Here is a 16358-nt window from a genome sequence, read left to right as displayed (position 1 = left end):
CCGCGACCCACCGACACACTTTCGAACACACGTTCATCGATCCGAGGGAAGTCAGTTGCGTGAGATCAGCGACCGCGCGAAGAACATCAGGTTGGCCGGCCGCTCTGCAAGTCTGCGCATGAAGTAGCCGTACCACTGCTCGCCGTAGGGCACGTAGACACGCAAGTGCTTTCCGGCGTCGACCAGTCGTCGTTGTTCCTGGTCGCGGATTCCGAACAGCATCTGAAACTCGAAGTCGGCTGCGGACCGTCCGGCGTTCGAGGCGAGTCGCTCCGCCGCCTCGATCATCTCGGGATCGTGGGAGGCGACCATGGGGTAGCCGCTGCCGTTCATCAGCACTTCCAGGCACCGTAGGTAGGAGTCCGACACATCCCGTGCACCCTGGAACGCCACCGACGCCGGCTCGTTGTACGCGCCCTTGCACAGGCGGATGCGAGATCTCGGTCCGGACAGCTCCCTGCAGTCGGCCTCGGTTCGTTTCAGGTACGCCTGCAGCACCGTGCCGAGATCGGGAAAGTCGTGCCGCAGTTCGCGCACGATGGACAGGGTCGAGTCGGTGGTGGTGTGGTCCTCGGCGTCGACGGTCACCCACACTCCCGCCGCTGCTGCGGCGGTACAGATTTCGCGCGCGTTTTCGAGCGCCAGCGTCCGGTCGATGCCCTGACCGAGGGCCGAGAGTTTGAGCGATACCTCGAGCGCGGTCTCGGCGGTACTACGCGTCGAAAAGCGTTGTATCAGTGACAGGTACGACTGCACGGTGGCCGTCCGTCGCCTGCGCGCGGTCGGTGGTGTCCTCGCCTAGATAGTCCACCGAGACGAATCGTCCCGACGCCAGCAGGGCATCGACGGCGGTGACCACGGCGGGCTCCGATTCTCCGGCGACGAAGCGGTCGACGAGCGATCGGGTGGCGCGCAGCCGCGTCACGGTGGCCTGCAATTTCGGTGAGCGTGCGGCCGCCAGCAGAGCCGGCCGCAGTGGGTTGCTCAGCACCGTGGTCATCGTGTGCCCTCGCCTTCCTGATGGGGGTAGCCGTGTGCGGTCGGCGGGACGAACGTTTCCTTGACCGTGCGTGCCGATGCCCAGCGCAACAGGTTCTGCGGTGAGCCGGCCTTGTCGTTGGTACCAGACGCACGCGCTCCGCCGAACGGTTGCTGACCGACGACCGCGCCGGTGGGCTTGTCGTTGACGTAGAAGTTTCCGGCGGCGAATCGCAGTGCCGAATGGGCCTGCTCGACGGCCGTGCGATCGGTGGCGATGACGGCACCGGTCAGTGCGTACTTCGATCCGGTGTCGACGGTGCGCAGTACGTCGGCATAGGCGTCGGGCCGGTTGTCGTCGTAGACGTGCACGGCCAGAATGGGGCCGAAGTACTCGGTGGTGAAGGCTTCGTCGGTGGGGTCGTCGCCGAGAAGAACTGTGGGAGAGACGAAGTATCCTTCCGTGTCGTCGCACGTTCCGCCGGCGGCGATGGTCAGGCCGGTCACGGATTTCGCGCGGTCGAGCGCTGCTGCGTTGCGGTCGAACGCCTTTCGGTCGATGACGGCACCGCCGTAGTTCGACAGGTCGGTGACGTCGCCGTACTTCAGGGCCGACACCTGCTCGATGAACGTCTCACCCATGCGAGCCCACAGCGACTTCGGCACGAATGCCCGCGAAGCGGCCGAGCACTTCTGCCCCTGGAAGTCGAAGGCGCCGCGAATCATGGCCGTGGTCAACACGTCCGGATCGGCCGAGCTGTGCGCGACGACGAAATCCTTGCCGCCGGTCTCGCCGACGAGCCGCGGGTAGGAGTGGTAGTTCGAGATGTTGTTGCCGACCTCGCGCCACAGCGTCTGGAAGGTCGCAGTGGATCCGGTGAAGTGGATGCCCGCCAGGCGTGGATCGGCCAGGGCTACTTCGGAGACCATCGGACCGTCGCCGAGGACGAGGTTGATCACTCCCGGCGGCAGACCTGCCGCCTCGAGCAACTGCAGCGTCAGGTACGCGGCGACTGCCTGGGTGGGCGACGGCTTCCACAGCACCGTGTTGCCCATCAGTGCAGGCGCCGTGGGGAGGTTGCCGGCGATGGCGGTGAAGTTGAACGGTGTGATCGCGTAGACGAAACCCTCGAGCGGGCGGTACTCGACGCGATTCCACACGCCCGGGGCCGACACCGGCTGATCGGCGAGGATCTGTCGTGCGAACGCGACGTTGAACCGCCAGAAATCGATCAGCTCGCACGGTGCGTCGATCTCGGCCTGGTAGGCCGACTTGGACTGCCCGAGCATCGTTGCGGCAGCAATCCTTTCGCGCCACGGACCCGACAGCAGATCGGCCGCGCGCAGGAACACTGCAGCTCGCTCGTCGAACGGAAGATCGCGCCAGGCCGGTGCAGCTGCGGTCGCCGCCGAGATCGCGTCCTGCACGTCCCGGTGCGTTGCCTCGGCGAAGCTACCGATGACCGACGCGTGCTTGTGGGGTTCCACCACATCGGTATCGGTGCCGGCGGCGTCGCGGTGGACACCGCCGATCACCTGATGGATGCGGACGGGGTTCGCACGCAGTTCGTCCAAGCGGATGCGCAGCCTGGCGCGCTCGGCGCTTCCGGGGGCATAGGTGTTGACCGGCTCATTGACCGGGGTGGGAACTGATGTGACCGCGTCCATGGTGACTCCTCGCACTCGGGTGTGTGCTGCTCATTGAAGTCGCCTCGACGTCCCGTTCAATCAGCTCATCGGCCAAAGAATTCGTGGTGTGCTTGTCCGCATGGCCAACTCTGTGACGCTGCGTTCTCTGCTGACGTCGCTGCACAGCGCAGTGGTCGAGCTCGTGGTCGCTCCGGCGGGAACCGAGATCACCGTCGAGTCCGTGGCCCTGCTCGACGGCGACGACCTCCGTCGACCACCGGGAACGGCTGCCGATCTGACCCTGCTGGTCGGCGTCACCGAGACCGATGCGCTGCGGTGGTTCGACGATCTGGCACTGCGTCCGGTGGTCGACAGGCCCCTTGCGGTGCTGACCAAGGTGGCCGACTCGACCGCGTTGGCCCACGCCGCCCGAGAGACCGGAATCGCCTTGGTCGCGGTACACCACCAGACCCGCTGGGAACTGCTGCTGTCGACGATGCGCGGAGTCCTGGATCAGTCCCGCTCACCGGCATCGGACGACGGGCTGTTCGGAGCGGACACCGATCTGTACGAATTGGCGCAGACGGTTGCGTCCTTGACCAAGGGCATGGTGAGCATCGAGGACGAGCGCTCGCACGTATTGGCGTACTCGGCATCGGACGACTCGGCCGACGAGTTGCGGACCCTGTCGATCCTGGGGCGAGAAGGACCGGCCGACTACCTTCGCCGTCTGCACGAGCGCGGGGTGTTCGACCGACTCCGCCGTACCGACGACGTCATCGACGTACCGGCCGATGCCGGACTCGGTATTCGTCGACGCCTTGCCGTCGGAATTCGTCGAATCAGCGGCGCAGCAACGACTCTGGGAACGATCTGGGTTCAGGAAGGCGCGCGTCCGCTGTCGGTGGACGCCGATGCGGTGTTGCGCGGAGCATCGGCGGTCGCCGCCCGGCTGATCACCCGCATCGCGAACGCCCCGACCAACGAGGCGCTGCAGATTCAGAGACTGCTGGGCGCGCGGGGTGGCGGCGTGGACATTCCGTCGCTGGCCGCGGCGCTGTCGATTCCGACCACGGGGACGGCCGCGGTCGTCGGATTCGCCGCCTGTGGTGAATTCGACATCACTGGTCTGGCTCCGTCGATCCGGTTGCACGCCAGCGCATTCAGGCGAGATTCGTTGGTAACCGTCATCGGCGAGAGGATCTACGTACTGTTCTCCGGAGCTGCGTCGGGGACGGCGATTCCGGTGTGGACCGCAGATGCCGTGTCGCGTATCGAGACTCGAACCGGACTGTGCTTGCGCGCTGCGGTGGCCGCGCCGATCGCCGATCTCGACGGGGTGGCTGCAGCCCGGTTCGAGGTCGACCGAGTATTGGACGCGACCACCGGCGACGTTCGGGTCACCACGCTCGCAGAGTCGAGAACGTCTGTGCTGCTGGGTGAGATCGTCGACATCATCTCGAATCACGAGCAGTTGCGGGACCCGCGCATCGCAGCGCTGGATCGGTACGACGCCATCCACGACGGCGCGATGCGCGAGAGCCTCGAGACGTATCTGGCGTGCTTCGGTGACGTACGTGCGGCAGCGGAGAGGCTGCACATTCACCCGAACACGGTGCGTTACCGCATCCGACGCGTCGAGCAGATTCTGGAGTTGGATCTGTCGGATCCGGACGCGCGGTTGTTGGTGGAGATTCAGCTGCGGATGTGAGCGTCGCGGGCCTCGGCAGTGCTGGACCGGATCACCAGGCTCGGCTCGATACGCGAACGTCGGGTACTGCGGTTGCCGGAATCGATCTGGGCCAACAGTATTTCGACGCTGCGGATGCCGACCTCGCTGAATTCCTGACGAATCGTCGTCAGGGGAGGGGAGAAGAACTCCGCGTCGGGAACGTCGTCGAAACCGACCACGCTGACGTCCGTCGGAACTTTTCGGCCGTGCACTTCGAGGGCGCGTAACACCCCGAGAGCCATCGCGTCGTTTCCGGCGAACACCGCTGTGACATCCGGGTTCTCGGCCAATAGGCAGCCGGCCTCGAAGCCGGACTTCGCGGTCCAGTCGCCGGCGAGAACCAGTGGCGGTTCGACACCGGCCTGCTCGTGGGCCGAGCGCCACCCGATGACGCGGTCGGCCGCCTCGTACCAACCCGAGGGGCCTGCGACGTGCCAGACGGCGCGGTGACCGAGTGAGAGCAGATGTGTGGTGGCGGACTGCGCGCCGGCGACCTGATCGACCGAGACGACCGCCAGATCGCCGGCAGGCGATCCTTCGACGGCCACCAGTGGCAGTTCGGCGGCCAACTCGGCGATGTCGCCGCCGTCGGTGCTCAACGGCGCGATGACGACGACGCCGTCGACGCCCTGTTTCTGCAACCTGCGCACGCAGGTGCTGATCGCCACCTCGTCGAACGAAGTGGGGACGCCGACGACGACGGAGTATCCGGACTGTCGTGCGGCCTGTTCGACGCTGTAGAGCGTCGACACCGGCCCGTACAGAGCGTTGCCCGTGCCGACGATCCCGATGGTGCTGCTGCGGCCGGTGACCAGAGCACGAGCTGCGGTGTTCGGCCGGTAGCCGAGCTCCGCGATCGCCTGCTCTACCCTCGTTCTGGTCGCCTCGGTGACGTTGGGATGGCCGTTGATGACCCGAGAGACGGTCTGGTGGGACACACCCGCGAGCCGAGCGACGTCGGTCATGGCCGGTCCTCGGGTCGGCGTCATCGCACGCATCCTCCTTCGCTGGTCGAACACCATCTCAGCATGCCCGGACCGGATCGGCGCGTCACCGCCCGGATCACGTCGTTTTCGTCATCGATGCAGAGGTCGGCGGTGCCGGCTTTCCGGGCTCGCCGGGGGAGAACATCTCGGCGGGTACCGGTACGCCCAGGTAACTGGTGGGGGACGCGGCTTTGTCTCCCTTGCCGCCCTTACCGCTCGCCGCACGACGCTTGGTCCAGATGTCGAACGCCACGGCGGCGAGCAGCACCAGACCCTTCACCAATTGCACTCTCTCGCTGGGTGATCCGATCAGCGACATGCCGCTGTTGATCACGGCGATGATGAGTCCACCGGTCAACGCGCCGACGATGCGGCCGACGCCGCCCTGTACGGCTGCGCCACCGATGAACGCCGCCGCGATGGCGTCGAGCTCGAAGCCGTTGCCCGCAGTAGGACCGGCCTGGTTGAGGCGTCCGGCGAAGATGATTCCGGCCAGAGCCGAGAGGACACCCATGTTGACGAAGATCCAGAACGTGACCGGCTTGACCTTGATACCGGACAGGGACGCGGCGTGAATGTTGCCGCCGATGGCGTACACGTGCCGACCGAATACGGTCTTGCCGGCCAACGTCGAGTAACCCATGACCAACACGGCGAGCAGGATCAGCACGTACGGCAGGTTCTTGAAGCGAGCCAACTGGACGGCGATCGCAAGCACGAGAGCGGCGGCGAACGCCATCTTGATCAGGAACAGCGGCATCGCGTCCACGGTCTGGCCGTACTTCTGCCGGCCCGTTCGGGAACGCCACTGGCTGAACACGATTCCAGCGACCGCGAGAATGGCGACGAGCAACGTGAAGATGTCCGCCCCACCCAATGGCCCGAGTCCCACATTGCCCATGAAGCCGGGCAGGAAGCCGTTGGACAGTGTGCGTACCGGTCCGGGGAACGGCCCGATGCCCTGGTTGCCGAGGACGATGAGAGTCACCGCGCGGAAGACGAGCATTCCGGCGAGGGTGACGATGAACGCGGGAATGCCGAAGTACGCGACCCAATAACCCTGCCAGGCACCGATCAGGCCGCCGACGATCAACGTGATCAGCACCGCCAGTGGCCACGGTACGTTCTGTTGGACCATGAGGACACCGGCGATGGCTCCGGTGGCCGCCACCACCGATCCGACGGACAGGTCGATATGGCCGGCGATGATGATGACGACCATGCCGATTGCCAGAATGAGAATGTACGAGTTCTGCACCACCATGTTGCTGATGTTCTGCGGCACCAACAGCTGACCTCCGGTCAGCACGGTGAAGAGCACGATGATCAGCGCGAACGCGATGAAGATTCCGCTCTGTCGGAGGTTTCGCGTGAGCAGCCCCCGAACGGTCGACAGCTGGTTCATCGAAGTACTCCTGTTCCACGGGTCATGAGATGCATGAGAGATTCCTGGGTTGCGTCCTCGCGGTCGACCTCACCGGTGATCCGGCCGGCGGACAGCGCGTAGATCCGGTCGCACAGACCGAGAAGTTCCGGAAGTTCGGACGAGATCACCAGCACTGCCTTTCCGGCGTCGGCGAGTTGGTTGATGATCGAATAGATTTCGAATTTCGCGCCGACGTCGATTCCTCGCGTCGGTTCGTCGAGGATGAGCACGTCGGGATCGCTGAAGATCCATTTGCTCAGCACGACTTTCTGCTGATTGCCGCCGGAGAGTTTGCCGACCACGGCGGAGACGTTCGGTGCCTTGATGTTCATGCTCTTGCGGAAGCCCTCGGCGACCTTGTATTCCTGGTTGGCGTCGACGAAGCCTCCCGTCACCAACTTGTCCAGCGCCGCGGTGGAAATGTTGCGCTTGATGTCGTCGATCAGGTTCAGCCCGTACCGTTTCCGGTCCTCGGTGGCGTACGCGATGCCGTGATGGATGGCATCGTTGACGGATTTGACGTGAATTTCCTTGCCGTACTTGTAGAGCCGTCCCGAGATGTCGATCCCGTAGCTTCGGCCGAAGACGCTCATGGCCAACTCGGTACGGCCGGCACCCATCAATCCGGCGAGGCCGACGATCTCACCGCGCCGCAGCGTGAGGTTCGCCTTGTCGACGACGGTTCGGCCCTGCTGGGTCGGACTGTGCACGGTCCAGTCCTCGATGCGCAGAACTTCCTCTCCCACAGTCGATTCGTGGGGCGGAAACCGGTGCTCGAGATCGCGGCCGACCATCAGTGAGATGATGCGATCCTCGGTGACGTCCGGGTCTCGCATGTCCAGCGTCTTGATGGTCTTGCCGTCCCGAATGATCGTGGTCCGGTCGGCAATGGCCGCGATCTCGTTGAGCTTGTGCGAGATGATCACGCACGTGATGCCCTCGTCCCGTAGACCGCGCAACAGATCCAGCAGATGTGCGGAGTCGGAATCGTTGAGTGCCGCAGTGGGTTCGTCGAGAATCAGCAGGGTCACGTCCTTGGACAGTGCCTTGGCGATCTCGACGAGTTGCTGCTTGCCGACGCCGAGATCGCTCACGACGTTGACGGGATTCTCCCGCAGCCCTACCCGGTTCAGTAGGGCTGCGGCCTCGGAATTCGTTCGGTTCCAGTCGATGAACCCGCGCTTGGACCGCTCGTTGCCGAGAAAGATGTTCTCGGCAATGGAGAGATGCGGACTCAGTGCGAGTTCCTGATGGATGATGACGATGCCCTCGGCCTCGCTACTCCGGATGTCGGAGAACGAGCACTCTCGACCGTCGAACACGATGTCGCCGTCGAATGTGTCGTGTGCGTACACACCCGACAACACCTTCATGAGCGTCGACTTGCCTGCTCCGTTCTCGCCGCAGATCGCGTGGATCTCGCCGCGATTCACCGAGAGAGTGACATCCTGTAGCGCCTTGACGCCGGGAAATGTTTTGGTGATGCCGCGCATCTCCAGAATCGGGCTCGTCATCGCCGAACTCACTTCAACTGATCCTCGGTGTAGTAGCCACCCTCGACGAGCAGCTTCTCGTAGTTGTCCTTGTAGACGATCTCGGGCTGCAGCAGGTACGCCGGAACGACCTTCTCGCCGTTGTCGTAATCGGTGGTGTTGTTGGTCTCGGGAGTTTGACCGTTGAGCATGGCCTGAGCCATCTGGATCGTGACCTCGGCCAGCTGGCGCGTGTCCTTGTAGATCGTGGAGTACTGCTCACCGGCGATGATCGACTTGACCGACGGCACCTCGGCGTCCTGTCCGGTGACGACCGGGTAGGGCTGACCGGCGGTTCCGTAGCCGTTGCTCTTGAGCGCGGACAGAATTCCGATCGACAGACCGTCGTACGGGGAGAGCACGCCCTGAACCTTCTGGCCCGAGGAGTACGTCTTGGTCAGCAGGTCTTCCATGCGCTTCTGTGCCGTCGCCGGATCCCAGCGCAGGGTGGCAGCGGTTCCGAAGTCGGACTCGCCACTACCGATCTTCAGAGTTCCCTTGTCCAGGTACGGCTTCAGGGTCTCCATGGCACCGTCGAAGAAGAAGGTGGCGTTGTTGTCGTCGGGCGAACCGGCGAAAACCTCGATGTTGAGCGGGCCGGCGGGCGCGTCGGCCTTGTCGGTGCCGTCCTCGTTCTTCAGCCCGAGGCCGACCAACAGTGAGGTGGCCTGGTCGACGCCGACCTTGTAGTTGTCGAACGTCGCGTAGTAGTCGACGTCCGGGGAGTTGCGGATGAGCCGGTCGTAGGCGATGACACCGATGCCGTTGTCCTTGGCTTCCTGCAGCTGGGTGGTGATGGCGGTGCCGTCCACCGAGGCCACGATCAGCAGCTTCGCGCCCTGGGTGATCTGGTTCTCGATCTGGTTGACCTGGGTGGGAATGTCGTTCTCCGCGTACTGCAGGTCGACCTTGTATCCCTGGCCCTCCAACGCGCTCTTGAGGTTGTCGCCGTCGGCGATCCAACGGGCGGAGGACTTCGTCGGCATGGTGACACCGATCAACGCACCTGCGGTGCTGCCGCCCTCGGCCGGAGCCTCGTCTGCGGTCTTGGTACTCGATCCGCACGCACCGAGCGTGAGGGTGAGGGCCACCGCGGCCGTAGCCACGGATAGCTTTCGAAACTTCATCGTTTCTCCCTGTGTTGTGAGGTAGACCGTGAAGCGGAGGCCGTCGGGTGGTCCCGTGTGGTTCGCATCACATCAAAACGAAAGTGTGAGCGATAACATCGGCATTGTCAAAGATTTCTTTTTGCACCCCGCGTGAGCAGTGTGAGCGCTAACATCTGCCGCCGACGACTCTCGGCGAAGCGCCGAAGTTGCGGCCCGTCAGTGCAGCTCGTGCACCGACTGCTTACCGCTCTTGAGCCAGCGGCTCGGCAGCCGGCCGACCAGCTCGCCGAGTGGATGCACCGCCGCCGAGAGGATCTCCACGGAATCCTGCAGGATGTCGATCGAGATACTCATACGCTCGATGTTCGGAGCCACGGACGTCAGCGTCTCGGACAGTTTGACCAACTGGTCCAGCGGCCCGCCCTTGGCCGTCAGACGCTCGACGGCACCGTCCTCGGCCAGCATCGTCTCGAGGATGCCGTTCTCCGCGATGGCCCGTTCGATCAGACCGTCCTGACGCGTCAGCACCTCGAGCGGACCGTCCTTCGCCGTCAGGCGTTCGAGTGGGCCGTTGGTGGCGGTGATCCTGTCCAGAAGACCGCCTTCGGCGAGCAACCGCTCGAGCGGTCCGTCCTCAGCAAGCAGTCGGTCCAGCGGTCCGCCGGGAGCGAGAATGCGTTCGACCGGCCCACCCGGAGACAGCAGACGCTCGAGCGTGCCGTCCTCGGACGTGAGTCGATCGACGACGCCGCCCTGGGCGAGCAGGCGGTCGAGTGGCCCGCCCTCTTTCAGGGCGTTGCCCAACGCGCGGTCGTCGGAGGTGAGCTGGCCGAGCTGGGTGAGCAGCTGCATCGTGCCGCCGCGCGGATTGGCGAGCGACGCCACGCCGGCCGTGCCGGACGCGCCGGTGGCCAACGCCATCCTGGTGGTCGCCAACGCGACCTCTGCGACGCCGATCGCCTGCTCGGCGATGGCCAAGCCGGCCCGTGCGGGCAGTGTGATCGCTGACACCCAGTTCATCGTTTTACTGTAACTGCTTGTAGCCGGGAAAATCAGTGAAGAACCTTCAGGCCCACAACGCAGCCGACGATGCCGACCAGAAGTACGACTTTGAGGAACGACGCTGCTTCGGCACCGGTGATCATCGCGTACGCCACGGTAAGGGTGGCACCGATTCCCACCCACACCGCATACGCGGTTCCGGTGGGCAACGACCGCATCGCTACCGCGAGACCGATCATGCTGAGCACCACCGCGACACCGAAAACGACCGATGGTCCGAGCTTGGAGAAGCCCTCGGACCTACCGAGCGCAGTCGCCCAGATCGCTTCGAGAACGCCGGAAACGACGAGAATCAGCCATGCCATGAGAAATCACCTCTCGGCACCGTCTTGTCGCTGTTCGGGTACGGCGCGCCTCGTCCGATTGTCGGAAGTGACCTGTACGACGGTACCAATTTTTCTTCGGCGGGGACGCGAATTTTCCGGTGTCAGTACGCGTACGTGTTCGTCGGCGGGTCGATGCGCCGGGCCGTCGAGACCGTCATCGTGGGGGTGAAGGCGGCGGCTTCGGTCGCGGTCGATGCGTCGACGGTGCCGGTGAGCTGCAGCCAAGTTCCGTCCGGAACATCCTCGAGGACAGTCGAATTCGAGTCCAGGTGAATTCGGATGGACCGCGCGTCGGCCGCGCAGCAGATGATCAGGACACGGGCGAGATCGAGACCGTCGGTTGTGCCGTCGACGCGCGGCGACCCACCGTTCGCGGTCGCTACGGCGAATCCGGTGACACTGATCTCCCGGCCGTCGAGGCTGTCCTCGGAATCTCGGACCGCCCGCTGTACGACGTCGAGCAACGGGACGTCCGGTGCCTGCCCGTCGGGTAACGGCGGGAAGGGTGTCTTCTCGTGGGTCGAGACGGCGTCCACGGATCGGTCGCCGACCGCCGAGACACCGAGCGCGGGCGGGGCGACGAGGAGGATCACCGCAATCGGCACGAGCAGCAGCCAATACGGGCGTGCGTCGTGATCGTGGCCGTCCGTCGGCCCACCGCGCAGGATGTCGGCGACGATCGAGGCTGCCGCGAGGACGACGATCAGCACGCCCGCGATCAGCAGATACGGATGCAGCGACGGTTTGACGTATCGAACGAAGCTGCCGTCGAGCGAGATCTTCACGATCGCTCCGCCGAAGAGGAACAGCAGGACGTTCTGCACCTCGCGTTTCATCGCGCGCCGATCAGGAATCCGCCGACGACCGAGGCGCACACGATCGCCACGACGAAGGTCAGTGGTGCGAAGCGGACGACGAAACCGCGCCCGAAGCTGCCTGCCTGCATCGCCATCAACTTCAGATCGACGGCCGGGCCGACCACCAGGAAGACCAGGCGCGGGAGCAGCGGCAGCATCGACATACTGGCCGCGACGAACGCGTCGGCCTCCGAACACAGCGCCAACAGAACCGCCAGTACGGCCATCACCACGATGGCCAGCAGAAGCTGACCGGCCAGGTGCTCGTACACCCGATCGGGAATCACCAGGTGCAGGGCCGCGGCCGCCGCGGCACCGAACACCAGAAACGCCCCGGCCTGCAGCAGGTCTGCACGAGCCGACTCGCGGAACGTCTCCCACTTCGAGCCGTCGTGATCGTGACCACGATCCGCCAGCCGCGCGGTGATCCACTCGGCCTTACCGAATCGCGTCCACAGCCAGCCCATCACTACGGCGGTGGCGAGCGAGGCGAGGAACCGGGCGAGAACCATTGCCGGCTCACCAGGAAAGGCCACCGCAGTCGACACGAGAACGACGGGGTTGATCGCCGGTGCCGACAGCAGAAATGCCAGAGCGGCCGACGTCGGCATTCCCTGGTCCATCAACCGCCGGGAGACGGGAACAGCACCGCACTCGCACCCGGGCAATGCCATCCCGGCGAGTCCGCTCACACCGACGGCCGCGGGCTCGTTCTTCGGGACCACACGTCGAAGCACGGCCGGGGAGACGAACGCGGCGATGCCGCCGCTGACGAGCACACCCAGCACCAGGAACGGCGTCGCCTGCACGAAGATCCCGGTGAAGACGGTGGCTCCGGTTCGCAGGGCAGGGGAGGCGGCGACCCACTCGGCGAGGTACGGACCTGTCACGATGCCCAACACGAGCAGAGTTGCGAATACGTGCATGGAAGTGACCGTCGGCCTGCGCCTCGTGCGGCGATCGGTGTTCGCAGGGAGCATCGCGCTCCATCATGCCCTCTCTTGGGGCCCCTCTCTGTCGGGGCTCACAGCAACCTCACAGCGAGAGTCCAGCGGACGAGCAGCAACGCGCGCGATGATGGACACCGTGAGCGAAACCCCCGAAGCGCGTGTACTGATCGTCGACGACGAACCGACCATCGTCGAGCTGTTGGCGGTCAGTCTCAAGTTCCAGGGATTCGAGGTCGCGACGGCGTCCTCCGGCCCCGAGGCCCTGGACAAGTCGCGTACCTTTCGGCCCGAGGCACTGATCCTCGACGTCATGATGCCGGGCATGGACGGCTTCGGTCTGCTGCGCAGGCTGCGTGCAGACGGAGTGGATGCTCCGGCGCTGTTCCTGACGGCGCGAGATTCCGTGGAAGACAAGGTGACCGGTCTGACGCTCGGCGCGGACGACTACGTCACCAAGCCGTTCAGCCTCGAGGAAGTGGTGGCTCGGCTCCGAGTGATTCTGCGCCGGTCCGGTCGGACCGAGGAGACCGAATCGTCGCGAGTTGCGTTCGCGGACATCGAACTCGACGACGACACCCACGAGGTGTGGAAGGCAGGCGAGCCGGTCTCGCTCTCGCCGACCGAGTTCACGCTGCTGCGGTACTTCATGGTCAATGCCGGAACAGTGCTGAGCAAGCCCCGCATTCTGGATCACGTGTGGCACTACGACTTCGGCGGTGAGGTGGGAGTGGTGGAGTCGTACGTGTCGTATCTGCGTCGTAAGGTCGACACGGGCGATACCCGATTGATCCACACATTGCGGGGCGTCGGCTACGTCATGCGGCAGCCGCGGTGACCGGCCTCCGCTCACGGCTGGGGGACATCCCGCTGCGCTTCACTCTGGTTGCTGCCCTGCTGCTGTTGGTCGGGCTCGGACTGCTGGCATCGGGTGTCGCGGTGACGTCCTCGTTGGAGACGTCGTTGATGCGTCGCCTCGATCAGCAGCTGGTCGAGGCATCTCGGGGATGGGCGCAACCGGACTCCCGCCCACTTCCGCCCATCGGCGAGCCCAACCCTGGTCGCCCACCGTCGAATTTCTACGTCCGGTCCGTGGCGAACGACGGCACCGTACGGGGACCCATCAACGATGTGGCAGAGAGTGTTCCGGATCTATCCGGTGTCACCGCCGATCGCCCGACGACGGTCGGCTCCGAGAGCGACCCAGGGAAACAGTGGCGCGTGTTGACGGTGACCAACAGTGACGGATCCACCACTGTGGGAATTCCGCTGGGTCCCAATCAGCAGACCGTCAGCCGACTGATGGTGCTCCAGTTGTACATCGGTGCAGCGGTATTGGTGGTGTTGGGTGTGGTGGCGTACTTCGTGGTGCGGCGCAGTCTGCGGCCGTTGCGCGAGGTGGAGACGACGGCAGCTGCGATTGCCGCAGGCGATCTGCACCGGCGGGTGCCCCACCGCAGTGAGAGAACGGAAGTCGGTCGACTGTCGGCGGCGTTGAACGGAATGCTCTCGCAGATACAGCGGGCGTTCGCAGCGACCGCCGCCTCGGAAGAAGCGGCGCGGGCGTCCGAGGATCGGATGCGTCGGTTCGTCGCCGACGCCAGCCACGAACTGCGGACTCCGCTGACGACCATCCGGGGATTCGCCGAGCTGTACCGGCAGGGGGCGATGAGCGACATCGCATTGTTGATGACGCGGATCGAGGGCGAATCGGCGCGCATGGGACTGCTCGTCGAGGATCTGCTCATGCTCGCGCGACTCGATGCCCAGCGTCCCCTCGAGGTACGTCGAGTCGACGTGCTCACCATCGCCGCCGATGCCGTGCACGATGCGAAGGCCGTCTCGCCCGCACGCGACATCTCGTTGAAGGTATCGGCAGGACCAGGTATTCCGGAGGTCGCCGGCGACGATGCCCGGCTGCGTCAGGTGTTGGCCAACCTCGTGGGGAACGCAGTGCGGCACACGCCCGAGTCCGCGTCGATCACGGTGTGCGTGGGCACCACCGAGGAGTCGTTGGTGCTCGAGGTGCAAGACACCGGCCCTGGGCTGGGTGAGGAGGAAGCAGCTCACGTCTTCGAGCGCTTCTATCGCACCGACTCGTCCCGGACCCGTGAGAGCGGGGGCAGTGGGCTCGGCCTGTCCATAGTCGCAGCCCTGGTCGCCGCCCACAACGGGACCGTGGACGTGCGAAGTACTCCAGGCGCGGGTGCCACGTTCCGGGTCGAACTACCCAGGGCTGCAGACTGATCCGCTCACCCGGCCATGGACCGATCCTTCTTGCGTTCGGCGATCTTGGTGTACGCGGCAGCAGCGAGGGGCGCGGCCACGAGCATCGACACCAGCCGGATCACCTGAACGCAGGCGACGAACGTGACGTCAGATCCCGTCGTCGCGGACACGGCGAGCACTGCGGCCAGTCCGCCGGGCGTCGTCGCGAGATAACCGGTCAACATGCTGACTCCGGTGACGGCGGACAGTGCCCAGCCCAGGAGTGCGCAGATCAGACCGATCGTGAGTACGAGCAGCGCGGCCCACGGGAAGATGCGTCCGATGGCCCGCAGGCTGGCGACGGTGAAGGCAAGTCCTGCTTGCCATCCGATGACGATGAACGCCAGCGGCAGCAGTACTTCCGGGACGGAGATGTCTACGGGCCAGCCGAGTAGCTCGCAGGCTCCGGCGACGATCAGCGGTCCGAGCGTGGCGGGGGCGGGGAGTCGGATCGTCTTCGCGAGCAGGATTCCGACGACGACGGCACCGATCAGAAAGGCCGTGCCGATGTACCACGGTGTCGTCGACGCCTCGTCGGTACCGGACGTGCCACCGGTGTCGGTGTGAAAAGCGAAGGTGACGATCAACGGCATCGTGACGACCACCAACGCCACGCGTAGATACTGGACCACGGCGACGATGCGCTCGTCGCCGCCGAGCTCGCGGGCGACCGACACCAGACCTGTTGCGCCACCGGCAATCAGAGACAGTGCTCCGGTCACCGGATCGACGTCGCGGTGCAGTGCCAGCAGGGCGCCGCAGCCGGCACTGACGATCAGGGTCGCCAACCCGACGGTGACCGCGGGAAGCCAGTTCTCTCCCAGCGCAGCGAGAGTGTCGGTGTCGAGCATGAGTCCGATCGTCACCGCCAGCGTGCCCTGCGCTGCCATGGACGCGGGACGGGGGACCGCGGCCGGACCCAACCCGGTCAATGCGAACACCACGGCGACGACGAGTGCGGCGAACAGCGACGGCGCGGTGAGGCCCAGACTCGCGAAAAGGGCCCAGCCCCCGACGGATACGGCCGCGAGGCCGATCCATCGGAGGCTGTGCCGCACTACGGTCGTCACCTTGCCGGCAACGATCACGCTCCGGACTTGACCAGTAGAACCGGAACCGGAATTTCGAGCAGCAGGCGCTGAATCGTCTGTCCCATCAGGAACTTGCCGACTGCCGAGCGGTGCCGGGAGCCGACGACGAGGATCTCGGACTTCTGCTCCTCCACCAGAGTCAGCAGAGTGTTCACGGCGTCGGGATCGGGGCGACCCACCGCCACGGTCCAGGCCACGGCCTCGGCGTTGTCGATGTCGGCCAAGGCGGTCTCTACTGAGGTGGAGACCGCAGCGGTTTCGCCTGCCTCGGCGGACGGCTCGGCCGATCCCGACAGTGCGTGCAGGACGACCAGATCGGTCTCTCTGATCCGAGCTTCTCGAACGGCGGCCGCGAGTGCTGCGCGGCCCTCGGGTGAGTTGTTGTGCAGTACGCCAACAGTCATGACGGTGTCTC

The 16358-nt window shown here is 65.1% G+C and carries 14 protein-coding genes, 1 pseudogene and 1 riboswitch; of the genes and pseudogenes, 3 read left to right on the top strand and 12 right to left on the bottom strand.

Translation table 11 applies throughout. The features are described 5' to 3' along the window. Positions 1–51: 51 nt before the first annotated feature. Both VF34_RS23515 and pruA read right to left on the bottom strand, forming a co-directional pair. Positions 52–1000 (bottom strand): annotated as a pseudogene (locus VF34_RS23515) (proline dehydrogenase family protein). Then, positions 997–2646 carry an L-glutamate gamma-semialdehyde dehydrogenase gene (gene pruA / locus VF34_RS23510; protein WP_032371593.1) on the bottom strand — a complete coding sequence of 550 codons (1650 nt, stop codon included), beginning with the start codon at positions 2644–2646 and terminating at the stop codon, positions 997–999. The pseudogene VF34_RS23515 and the gene pruA overlap by 4 nt, the downstream one beginning before the upstream one ends. Positions 2647–2746: 100 nt before the next feature. On the opposite strand from pruA, the gene VF34_RS23505 reads away from it, so the two are divergent. Then, complete coding sequence (locus VF34_RS23505; RefSeq protein WP_032374213.1) at positions 2747–4318, top strand: PucR family transcriptional regulator; 1572 nt, start codon at positions 2747–2749, stop codon at positions 4316–4318. Here VF34_RS23505 and VF34_RS23500 read toward each other — a convergent pair. From VF34_RS23500 to VF34_RS23465, 8 genes are all read right to left on the bottom strand, one after another. After that, complete coding sequence (locus VF34_RS23500; protein WP_032374307.1) at positions 4303–5328, bottom strand: LacI family DNA-binding transcriptional regulator; 1026 nt, start codon at positions 5326–5328, stop codon at positions 4303–4305. The two genes, VF34_RS23505 and VF34_RS23500, sit on opposite strands and share 16 nt — an antisense overlap. A 73-nt stretch (positions 5329–5401) precedes the next feature. Continuing rightward, a complete protein-coding gene (gene mmsB, locus VF34_RS23495; RefSeq protein WP_027495782.1) occupies positions 5402–6730 on the bottom strand; it encodes a multiple monosaccharide ABC transporter permease in 1329 nt (442 codons plus the stop codon). Then, the gene (mmsA, locus tag VF34_RS23490; RefSeq protein ID WP_032367932.1) at positions 6727–8265 is read right to left on the bottom strand and encodes a multiple monosaccharide ABC transporter ATP-binding protein; all 1539 of its coding nucleotides are present in this window, start codon (positions 8263–8265) and stop codon (positions 6727–6729) included. The genes mmsB and mmsA overlap by 4 nt, the downstream gene beginning before the upstream one ends. An 8-nt stretch (positions 8266–8273) precedes the next feature. After that, positions 8274–9410, bottom strand: a complete 1137-nt coding sequence (chvE, locus tag VF34_RS23485) for a multiple monosaccharide ABC transporter substrate-binding protein (protein WP_032374214.1) — start codon at positions 9408–9410, stop codon at positions 8274–8276. A 198-nt stretch (positions 9411–9608) separates the two neighbouring features. Then, on the bottom strand, positions 9609–10412 hold the full coding sequence (locus tag VF34_RS23480) for a hypothetical protein (RefSeq protein WP_027495785.1): 804 nt from the start codon (positions 10410–10412) through the stop codon (positions 9609–9611). Positions 10413–10444: 32 nt separating this feature from the next. Next, positions 10445–10759 carry a DMT family transporter gene (locus tag VF34_RS23475; protein ID WP_032374215.1) on the bottom strand — a complete coding sequence of 105 codons (315 nt, stop codon included), beginning with the start codon at positions 10757–10759 and terminating at the stop codon, positions 10445–10447. A 13-nt stretch (positions 10760–10772) separates the two neighbouring features. Further along, a riboswitch (guanidine-III (ykkC-III) riboswitch) is annotated at positions 10773–10836 on the bottom strand. 45 nt (positions 10837–10881) lie between these two features. Continuing rightward, entirely contained in the window at positions 10882–11616 is a 735-nt protein-coding gene (locus tag VF34_RS23470) for a TIGR03943 family putative permease subunit (RefSeq protein ID WP_032374216.1), read from the bottom strand. Beyond that, the gene (locus VF34_RS23465; protein ID WP_045842076.1) at positions 11613–12617 is read right to left on the bottom strand and encodes a permease; all 1005 of its coding nucleotides are present in this window, start codon (positions 12615–12617) and stop codon (positions 11613–11615) included. The genes VF34_RS23470 and VF34_RS23465 overlap by 4 nt, the downstream gene beginning before the upstream one ends. A gap of 97 nt (positions 12618–12714) precedes the next feature. Between VF34_RS23465 and VF34_RS23460 the strand changes: the two genes are divergently transcribed. Beyond that, complete coding sequence (locus tag VF34_RS23460) at positions 12715–13422, top strand: response regulator transcription factor (RefSeq protein ID WP_027495789.1); 708 nt, start codon at positions 12715–12717, stop codon at positions 13420–13422. Then, positions 13419–14831: a HAMP domain-containing sensor histidine kinase gene (locus VF34_RS23455; protein ID WP_045842074.1), complete on the top strand. Its 1413-nt coding sequence runs from the start codon at positions 13419–13421 to the stop codon at positions 14829–14831. The genes VF34_RS23460 and VF34_RS23455 overlap by 4 nt, the downstream gene beginning before the upstream one ends. Before the next feature lie 5 nt (positions 14832–14836). Here VF34_RS23455 and VF34_RS23450 read toward each other — a convergent pair whose 3' ends face one another. Then, positions 14837–15940, bottom strand: a complete 1104-nt coding sequence (locus tag VF34_RS23450; protein ID WP_052063023.1) for an AbrB family transcriptional regulator — start codon at positions 15938–15940, stop codon at positions 14837–14839. After that, positions 15937–16347: a universal stress protein gene (locus VF34_RS23445; RefSeq protein WP_027495792.1), complete on the bottom strand. Its 411-nt coding sequence runs from the start codon at positions 16345–16347 to the stop codon at positions 15937–15939. The genes VF34_RS23450 and VF34_RS23445 overlap by 4 nt, the downstream gene beginning before the upstream one ends. Between the last annotated feature and the right edge of the window lie 11 nt (positions 16348–16358).

It is taken from the genome of Rhodococcus sp. PML026 (assembly GCF_000963615.1).
GTDB classification, from domain to species: domain Bacteria; phylum Actinomycetota; class Actinomycetes; order Mycobacteriales; family Mycobacteriaceae; genus Rhodococcoides; species Rhodococcoides fascians.
This window is presented reverse-complemented; position numbering and strand designations above follow the sequence as displayed.

Bases quoted from the DNA above. Each gene is read 5' to 3' on its own strand.
- pruA (WP_032371593.1), bottom strand. From the start codon at position 2,646: ATGGACGCGGTCACATCAGTTCCCACCCCGGTCAATGAGCCGGTCAAC.
- VF34_RS23505 (WP_032374213.1), top strand. From the start codon at position 2,747: ATGGCCAACTCTGTGACGCTGCGTTCTCTGCTGACGTCGCTGCACAGC.
- VF34_RS23500 (WP_032374307.1), bottom strand. From the start codon at position 5,328: ATGACGCCGACCCGAGGACCGGCCATGACCGACGTCGCTCGGCTCGCG.
- mmsB (WP_027495782.1), bottom strand. From the start codon at position 6,730: ATGAACCAGCTGTCGACCGTTCGGGGGCTGCTCACGCGAAACCTCCGA.
- mmsA (WP_032367932.1), bottom strand. From the start codon at position 8,265: ATGACGAGCCCGATTCTGGAGATGCGCGGCATCACCAAAACATTTCCC.
- chvE (WP_032374214.1), bottom strand. From the start codon at position 9,410: ATGAAGTTTCGAAAGCTATCCGTGGCTACGGCCGCGGTGGCCCTCACC.
- VF34_RS23480 (WP_027495785.1), bottom strand. From the start codon at position 10,412: ATGAACTGGGTGTCAGCGATCACACTGCCCGCACGGGCCGGCTTGGCC.
- VF34_RS23475 (WP_032374215.1), bottom strand. From the start codon at position 10,759: ATGGCATGGCTGATTCTCGTCGTTTCCGGCGTTCTCGAAGCGATCTGG.
- VF34_RS23470 (WP_032374216.1), bottom strand. From the start codon at position 11,616: ATGAAACGCGAGGTGCAGAACGTCCTGCTGTTCCTCTTCGGCGGAGCG.
- VF34_RS23465 (WP_045842076.1), bottom strand. From the start codon at position 12,617: ATGCTCCCTGCGAACACCGATCGCCGCACGAGGCGCAGGCCGACGGTC.
- VF34_RS23460 (WP_027495789.1), top strand. From the start codon at position 12,715: ATGGACACCGTGAGCGAAACCCCCGAAGCGCGTGTACTGATCGTCGAC.
- VF34_RS23445 (WP_027495792.1), bottom strand. From the start codon at position 16,347: ATGACTGTTGGCGTACTGCACAACAACTCACCCGAGGGCCGCGCAGCA.